Genomic DNA, 7,457 nt, shown 5'->3' with positions numbered 1-7,457 from the left:
TTTTTTCATTTCACTTTTGAAATTTCTTGCTTCTAACAATTTTTCCCCTATCGGAAGGAACCACCTCAATTTCCGCATCCTCGAACCTAAGTTTGAAAACTTTTCCGTTGAGAAGCCTATCAAGAAAAACTGCTAAGGCAGCCACCTCGCTGTGAGGCTGATTGCCTATGGAAATGTTGTAATCTGCAAGTTCGTAAACCTCAGCCGGAACTTTTTCCGCACCAACGATAACCAAAATTTTTTCCTTCTTTTTCAGCTCCTCAATCTTCTCCGTTAATGGTATTCCGTACATAGTTAGGTGAACTTTAGTTCCCCGAAATTCCTTAAGCAGTTTCTTCCAGTTAGCGTGCTCGATGAAGAAGTCTCCGCCCCACCTTTTTACTACATCCCTCACACTCTCAAAAACGTGCTCGTCGAACTTGTCGAAGTAAATTCCCTTCGCTCCGAAAGCCCTTGCCGTCAAAGCAACGTGAGTTGATATTCTCTTATCCCTCTCCGGTCTGTGACCGAGACGAAGAACGTAAACCTCCACAAAAAGAGATCAACAGCCTTCGGATAAAAGCTTTAATTGTTAACTTTTAAAAATAAAAATTTGAAAGAAAAATTACATGCTGAGAGCGACCTTGATATCCTCAGCCTTTATCGTCTTTCTCTTGGAGTGCCTCGCAATTTCCACAGCTTTCTTTGCAACCTGCAGAGCGTAGTCTTCGAGGATCTCAACCATCTTCACTACCGCTTCCTCACTCACTCTCTCGGCACCAGCCTTCCTAATCAATCTGTCTACTGGTGCAAGTGGCAACTCAGCCATACTATCACCTCGGTAACTATCTGTGTAATAGGAGGTATATAATTTTTATCCTGTTGTGATCTTGATGCTGTGTTGATATTGGACTCAGTCAAGCAACATGATAGCATTCGATGTTTGGGGTGGAATGGAATAAAAATTTGTAAGTGGTAGTGGTAGTAGTATTTGTTCGTGCTTAGAACGAGTCGAGTCTCTTTACTAAAGCAGCATAATTATTAAAATTTTTAAATAAATAATTTCCACGAGTTTTATCCGCATTGGCGAAATTCGGTAAATGCAGTAGATGCTTGAATAGTTTCATTAGGTTTTAAAAGCGAAAAATTTTCAGGCAAGTTAATCAATACTACCTTTCGGGTGGTTGAGAAGGTAAAAAAATTTAATGACCAAATAAGGCTTTTTCCTCAACCAACTGACAGACCGAAAGCGTAATAAAGCAGTCGCTCTCAACAATTTTTGCTGCGGGGGTTGCCGAGTCAGGAAAAGGCGCCGGCTTGAGGGGCCGGTCCCGTAGGGGTACGAGGGTTCAAATCCCTCCCCCCGCATTTTCGTTTACTTATTTCTTTCCTCACAACGCTTGAATCCCTGCTTGTCGGAGAATAGAGTTGTTTTAGTGTGGTGTGACTTAAGCTGGTAATTCTCCTCATTCTTTTAAACGAAGCTTTTGAAATTGTTAGCAACCTAATCAGCGATATCGTTAAGGTCCCTATTCTTTCTGAGCACATAATTCGCTGAAGACGATCAATCTGAAGCAATAGAGAGCGATTAAGTTGAAAACTTTGCTTTTAGCTCCCCAATTCTTCTTGCTGCCTGAAGCATGGAATACATCAGAACGGCGTAGCCCGTTAGAATGACCGTCGTAAACGGTAAAGAGAACAAACCGTGTGACATGATGTGTATAGCAAAGAGGAGCGAGAAAACTCTCGATCCAACGTAAGTTGGGAAGATGTCTATGGGGAGGACTACGGATTTGTAGAGCTTGATGTACTCTCCCAAGCTGAAAGAGTAGTAGTAAGCTATAAGCACGAGAGCGACGGAGATCACTATAGCTACTTCAACTGGGATTTCGATGTGTCTGGAGATTAGCCACACTACAGCGGAGTAAATCACCACATCTATAACGTCCTTTTTTAATGCTGGCTTATACGTATTTTTCAAGAACTCCCTTATGTCCCAGACTTCGAAGTAAAGCAAACCCACGCCTAAAGCCAAGGATCCTATTAAGGATAAAGAGTTATTTCCGGTTAAATATGCTAAAACCCCGAAAAGCAGTAGTAAAGCAAGAAGAGAAAGAAGTATTACTCCGTGGGTTTTAGCGTTGCTTACACGGTGGTTCACAAAATCTCTAACATCGCTGTGCCCGAAAGCTATGCTCAGAGAGGTTAGTGACATTAACGCCAGCAGGATTCCCAAAGCCTCGCCGAAGGCTTCGAACATCAAATTTACGGACGAATTCGTAAATAAAAGCTTTTTCTTGCTAACATGCAACAAAGTTTAAAGTTAAAAATAAGTGAAACAAAACTATTTAAACAATTTTTATTGATGTTCGCAATTTAAACTTTTTCTGAATTTGAAGTTAAAATAATCTTTTTAAATTTTGATTTAATATTTTAATAAAAATAGACTAAAATTAACGATGCTGACAAAGATCTTTAAATAATCTCAAGCTCGAAGTTCCTCAGAGTTGCGTATCAGCTAAAAGTTGATAGAAATTAAAAAATTATCAATCGAGCTTTATAATTCTCCCTTTCCTGATTATCAAACCGTAGGGATCTATTTCTTCTCTCAAAACTCTCAGCTCTTCCTCAGTAGGAGGTTCGAGCTCCACAACTTCATCAGCAATCTTCGGTTTGAACCCCATGTCATCCACGACTTCTTCTACCGTAAACCCTTTGAGTACGCCAATCAATCTAAGCTCCTTCGTTTTTTCGTCGAAATCGAACATGGCTTTCGAAGTTATCACCCTCCAAGGTCCAGTGTTTCTTGGCAATCCAAGCTCTTCTCTGCTCTTCCCGTCTATAATGTGACCGGGAGATGTTATGAAGTCACACCTCTCCACAAACCTTCTCTTCTCGTGGCTCATGACGATTATCGTCTTCCAGCAATAGCTTGCCACTTCGTTACCTCCTCCACTTCCCGGGAACCTCTTCTTCGGCTTTTCGTAATCTTCGCCAATCATTGTGGAGTTTATGTTTCCGTACCTATCTATTTGGGCTGCTCCAAGCATTCCGTAATCTATGTATCCTGCCTGAGCGTAGCTGAAGGCTAAAGCCATGCTGCACCACTGCAAGCTTCTATAAGTGTTCTGAGGACCACCCATCGTACCTCTCAAAAAAGGCAGTCTGCTTTGTGGCCCGACAGCTCCGAATTCGAATATCTGAGTTATGTTCGGAGTGTAAAGCTTTTCCGCCAGCAACGCCACGACTTGGGGCATTCCCCAGCCGACGAAAACGGTTTTGTTATCTTCAAGTAGCCTTGCAGCCTGACAGATCATAAATTCCGTGTCGGTAAACTCCTTCATCTGAACCCCTCCAAAATTTCAGCCTTCCTAACAAGCTCCTTCAACTTTTTCATTCCCACTCTCTTTTCCAAAAATTCCTCATGCGAATCAACGCTGTAAACGTATTCTTCAAGATACTTCTGCATCTCCTCCTCTGTTTTTATCGAGGAAACTTTCATGTAGTGCTCAGCATCCATCTCGTAATAGCCTTGTGTCCCTCCCGGATAAGCTCCGAATGGGGCGTGAACAACAGCATCGACCAAGTAGTAAGGGATTATCGTCATGTTTGGCTCTTTCCTAAACTCTATCGTCTCGACAATTCTCTCAGCGGAGATTATCACTCTCTTCGAAGCCATTGCCGTTTCAAGCGTCGCCACAGTAGGCCCGTAAACTCTCGCATTTCCGTAGATATCCGCTTCCTGCACATGGATTAATGCGACATCCGGATTTAAAGCCGGAAGCAAAGCCACTGGCTTGTTCGTGAAAGGATCCCTTATCGCTATAGCTCCGGATTTCTTGAAGGTATCAGTGCCGAGCAAATCTCTTGCTGGGATGAAGGGAATTCCCATCGCCCCAGCTAAAAGTCTGTAGGTTATGCTACCGTTACTCCAGTCGTATACTTTCACCTCTCCGCTTTCAACTTTTCTGGCTATGTACTCCCCAAAACCAAGGAAGCCGACATCTATCTTCTCTACGCAACCCCCTCCAGCAAGCAGAGCGCTTTCAAGTAAGGTGAACTTCGCGCAGATCCAAAGTTTCTTTTTCCTCTGCCTGATTACCTCCCTTATCAGGCTTTGCGGCCCTCTCGTGAGACTTGAGAAGTCATAAGCCAGATAATCTCCGTCTTTAACGAACTTTTTTATCGCCTCCTTTTCGTCCATGAGTTTGTCCTTCCAGTCCCTTGTCTTTTTGTCCCTGACAAACTCTCTAAAATCGTCAGGATCGATAAAGTGAAATTCAGCCTCTCCTTTGCTAAGGATCTCTATTTGCATTCAATCACCTCAGATGAAACTCTTTCGGAGAATTATTTAACGATTTTGAGATTGAAAAAGAAAGTAAAGATTCATCTGACTATCAGACGGTAAGAAACGTAGAGAGCAAAATGGGATCGATACCGCTGCCCTTGATGTAGCTTAGCGAGAGGATAGAAAGGTTGTCGCTCCTTCTATTAGCTTTGCGAGCTTCTCAAGAGCAGAATCAGAATTATCGCTAAAACTCCCACTCGATTCAACAGTTTTTCTTGCTATATATTTCTTTTGAACAAAGTTCTTTTAGCTCTTAACCAAATGTCTTTGTGGACACTCTGACTAAAGAGTATTTAAAAGCGAAGTTTCTTGAGTACTACTCGAAGAACGATGTTGAAGAGCCACGATTACTTTGGGAGAGAGAGTGGGCGTTTGTGGAGGTTGAATCCTTACCGGACTTTATAATGAGAAGGCACATAGCTTTCGACAGTTACATCGAGCTAAAAGGCTTCATTTTGAAAAACGTCCCTCTTCACATCTACTATTCTTCAGCCTACTACGAAAAGCCCGATGCTGAAAATATGGAGGCTAAAGGTTGGAAAAAGGCTGATCTGATTTTCGACATTGATGCAGATCATCTGCCAAACGGAAGTTTGAAAGAAGCTAAAAGGCAGATAAAAATGCTCTACGACGTTCTTGAAGAGGATTTTGGATGCAAGGATATGGAAATCGTTTTTTCTGGAAGCAGAGGTTATCATTTGCACGTTCACGATGAGGATTTTTTGGAGTTGTCCTCCGCTGAGAGGAGGGAAATCGTGGATTATCTTTCTTTGACCGATTTCAAATTTTCGAGGAAGTTGCCAGAGTCAAGACAAAGCTACAGAATAGCTGAAATAATGGCTAACGAGATCGATAAAGCTTTAAAAGAAGGGAAAATCAGGGAACTTTTCCCGAATATATCTGAGAGAAGGGAAAAAATGCTTTTGGCAGCCGCTGAAGAGGTTGTTGAGAGTGTGAAGAGTCTTAACTTCGATTACTTTCCAAAAACTCTTGAGAAAGGGCTTACGAGACTTTTCAATAAAGCGGCTGAAAGCGTGAGAATTCACGTTGACCCTCCTGTTACAGCTGACGTGAAAAGGCTTATAAGATTGCCCGGTTCTCTCCACGGAAAAACAGGATTAAAAGTTTGCAAAGTTAGCAGGGATGAAATCGATGAGTTCAAACCGACGAGAGATGCGGTAGTTTTCGAAGACGATTTTGTTAAGATAAGGGTTAAAAGTAACGTGAAGCTCAGGTTAAAAGAGGAGGAGTTCAGGTTAAAAAAGGGTAAAGCTAAGGTTCCGGAATTCGTTGCGATATACTTAATATGTAGGGGAGTAGCAATATACGGTTGGTAGTATGGACATCGACGAATTAATGATACTGGCGGAGAAAAGCAGAATTTCGATAGAAAAGATAGACGAGGACTTCTACGAAAAATTAAAAGCGAGAATTGCTGAATTGGAAGAAATGAAAGGTAAAGCTTCCGAAGATGAAATTTTGAGGATAGAAGACGAAATCAGGACGTTGAAAAAAATCCAAAAAAAGATTTTCGAAGCAAGGACGGGTAAAATCATTAGGTTGGCTTGGGCTGAGGTTTGCAACACGGAGAGCGGTGTGGAGGGGAGGGAAAACCTGATTCAGGTGGAGAGGGATTTCCTTGAGAAGTTGAAAGAGTTGATTTTAAAGTTCAAAGAACTCCTTCTTGAAAGGAGGGTTGAAGAGGAAAAAATAGAGGAGAAAGATTACGTTCTTTTGAGAATAAAGCAGGACATACCAGAATTCCAAGGAGTTGACGGAAAAACATATAAATTGAGAAGGGAGGATGTTGTATTAGTCCCCAAACTCAACGCTAACAGCCTCATAAAGAGTGGAATAGCCGAAAAAATTGAGGTGAAAAGATGAAGTACCCAAAGAAGGTTAGGACTTACTGCAAATACTGTAACAAGCACACGATTCACGAAATAGAGAAGGTGGGCAAGGGTAAGCAGAGCGCTTTAAGATGGATTAACAGACAGAAGAAGAGGAGGGGAAAGGTAGGTAACCTTGGAAAGTTCAGCAAAGTTCCCGGAGGAGACAAGCCTACGAAAAGAGTTAACATTAGGTGGAGATGCACCGAATGCGGAAAAGCTCACCACCGCCCCACCTGGAGAGTAAAAAGATTCGAACTGGTGGGGTGATTAAATGGAGACGAGGAGTAAATTTTTGAGGGTGAAGTGTCCGGATTGTGAGAACGAGCAGGTGATTTTCGATCGGCCATCTACAGTTGTTAAATGTCTTATCTGCGGGAGAACTTTAGCTGAGCCAACTGGAGGGAAAGGTAAAATTAAAGCCGAAGTTCTGGAGGTTCTCGGATAAACTCTTTAATTTTAAAAATTAATTCTCTCAAGAGGGAAATATCTCCGCTCGTTGAAAAAAGAATTGAGGAGTTTTTAGAAGTTCAAAAAAGCGATTCTAAAAGATGGTTTTCCGAGCTTTGCTTTTGCATTCTCACAGCCAACAGCTCAGCGGAACTCGGAATTAGAATTCAGAAAGAGCTCGGAGAAAAGGGTTTTCTGACCATGAGCTTAGAAGAGTTGAGAGAAAAGTTGAGAAGTTTCGGTCACAGATTTTACTCAAAGAGAGCAGAATACATAGTCGAAGCGAGGAGATATGCAGAATCGTTAAAGAAAATAGTAACGGATCTGGGAGAGTTCTCGGCAAGGGAGTGGCTCGTGAAGAATGTGAAGGGGATAGGCTACAAAGAGGCGAGTCACTTTCTGAGGAACGTTGGGTACTTCAATTTGGCTATTCTTGACAGGCACATCTTGAGTGTTCTTAGCGAGCACGGAATTATTGAAAAACCGAAGACTTTAACGAGGAGGAGGTATTTGGAGATAGAAGGAAAGATGAGGGATCTGGCTGAAAAAGTCGATTTATCTCTTGGCGAACTCGATCTCTATCTCTGGTACATGAAGACTGGAAAAGTTTTGAAATGAAATCGTAAAATCGCTGAGATCTGCAAAGGGTTGGAAATGAAGCTAAAAGCTGGAAGGAGAATCTTCCCAACAAGGAACAGCAAAATATTTAATTCAAATTCTCTTCCGAAAAACCATGAAGCTTTTACTCATTCACGCTGACAAAATGAAGTACGAGGTTAAGAAAAAGACCA

Annotated in this window: 10 protein-coding genes and 1 tRNA gene; 6 read left to right on the top strand and 5 right to left on the bottom strand. The window is 42.0% G+C overall.

Annotated elements, in window-relative coordinates:
- Nucleotides 1-10 precede the first annotated feature (10 nt).
- The gene (locus F7C14_RS05665; RefSeq protein ID WP_290900735.1) at nucleotides 11-532 is read right to left on the bottom strand and encodes a tRNA (cytidine(56)-2'-O)-methyltransferase; all 522 of its coding nucleotides are present in this window, start codon (nucleotides 530-532) and stop codon (nucleotides 11-13) included.
- Nucleotides 533-604: 72 nt separating this feature from the next.
- Nucleotides 605-808 carry a histone family protein gene (locus tag F7C14_RS05660; RefSeq protein WP_012966277.1) on the bottom strand — a complete coding sequence of 68 codons (204 nt, stop codon included), beginning with the start codon at nucleotides 806-808 and terminating at the stop codon, nucleotides 605-607.
- Nucleotides 809-1,263: 455 nt separating this feature from the next.
- Here F7C14_RS05660 and F7C14_RS05655 point away from each other — a divergent pair.
- Nucleotides 1,264-1,347: transfer RNA gene (locus F7C14_RS05655), tRNA-Leu, on the top strand.
- 220 nt (nucleotides 1,348-1,567) lie between these two features.
- Here the strand turns inward: F7C14_RS05655 and F7C14_RS05650 are convergent.
- The 3 genes from F7C14_RS05650 to F7C14_RS05640 all read right to left on the bottom strand — a co-directional run bounded on the left by F7C14_RS05650 (nucleotide 1,568) and on the right by F7C14_RS05640 (nucleotide 4,294).
- Nucleotides 1,568-2,239: a hypothetical protein gene (locus F7C14_RS05650; RefSeq protein WP_290900732.1), complete on the bottom strand. Its 672-nt coding sequence runs from the start codon at nucleotides 2,237-2,239 to the stop codon at nucleotides 1,568-1,570.
- Nucleotides 2,240-2,525: 286 nt separating this feature from the next.
- Entirely contained in the window at nucleotides 2,526-3,323 is a 798-nt protein-coding gene (locus F7C14_RS05645) for a CoA-transferase subunit beta (RefSeq protein ID WP_290900730.1), read from the bottom strand.
- Entirely contained in the window at nucleotides 3,320-4,294 is a 975-nt protein-coding gene (locus F7C14_RS05640; RefSeq protein WP_290900728.1) for a CoA transferase subunit A, read from the bottom strand. The genes F7C14_RS05645 and F7C14_RS05640 overlap by 4 nt, the downstream gene beginning before the upstream one ends.
- 302 nt (nucleotides 4,295-4,596) lie before the next feature.
- Here F7C14_RS05640 and priS point away from each other — a divergent pair, with 302 nt between their 5' ends.
- From priS to F7C14_RS05615, 5 genes are read left to right on the top strand one after another with little or no spacing between them, the layout of a single operon-like run.
- Nucleotides 4,597-5,664, top strand: a complete 1,068-nt coding sequence (priS, locus tag F7C14_RS05635; RefSeq protein ID WP_290900726.1) for a DNA primase catalytic subunit PriS — start codon at nucleotides 4,597-4,599, stop codon at nucleotides 5,662-5,664.
- A gap of 1 nt (nucleotide 5,665) precedes the next feature.
- On the top strand, nucleotides 5,666-6,211 hold the full coding sequence (locus F7C14_RS05630; protein ID WP_290900724.1) for a hypothetical protein: 546 nt from the start codon (nucleotides 5,666-5,668) through the stop codon (nucleotides 6,209-6,211).
- Nucleotides 6,208-6,486 carry a 50S ribosomal protein L44e gene (locus F7C14_RS05625; RefSeq protein WP_290900722.1) on the top strand — a complete coding sequence of 93 codons (279 nt, stop codon included), beginning with the start codon at nucleotides 6,208-6,210 and terminating at the stop codon, nucleotides 6,484-6,486. The genes F7C14_RS05630 and F7C14_RS05625 overlap by 4 nt, the downstream gene beginning before the upstream one ends.
- 4 nt (nucleotides 6,487-6,490) lie before the next feature.
- The gene (locus tag F7C14_RS05620) at nucleotides 6,491-6,664 is read left to right on the top strand and encodes a 30S ribosomal protein S27e (protein WP_012966269.1); all 174 of its coding nucleotides are present in this window, start codon (nucleotides 6,491-6,493) and stop codon (nucleotides 6,662-6,664) included.
- Nucleotides 6,661-7,284, top strand: coding sequence for an N-glycosylase/DNA lyase (locus F7C14_RS05615; RefSeq protein WP_367114342.1), 624 nt, complete (start codon nucleotides 6,661-6,663; stop codon nucleotides 7,282-7,284). Before F7C14_RS05620 ends, F7C14_RS05615 begins: the two co-directional genes overlap by 4 nt.
- Nucleotides 7,285-7,457 lie beyond the last annotated feature (173 nt).

The organism is Ferroglobus sp. (assembly GCF_015521575.1).
Classification (GTDB): Archaea; Halobacteriota; Archaeoglobi; order Archaeoglobales; family Archaeoglobaceae; genus Ferroglobus.
This window is presented reverse-complemented; position numbering and strand designations above follow the sequence as displayed.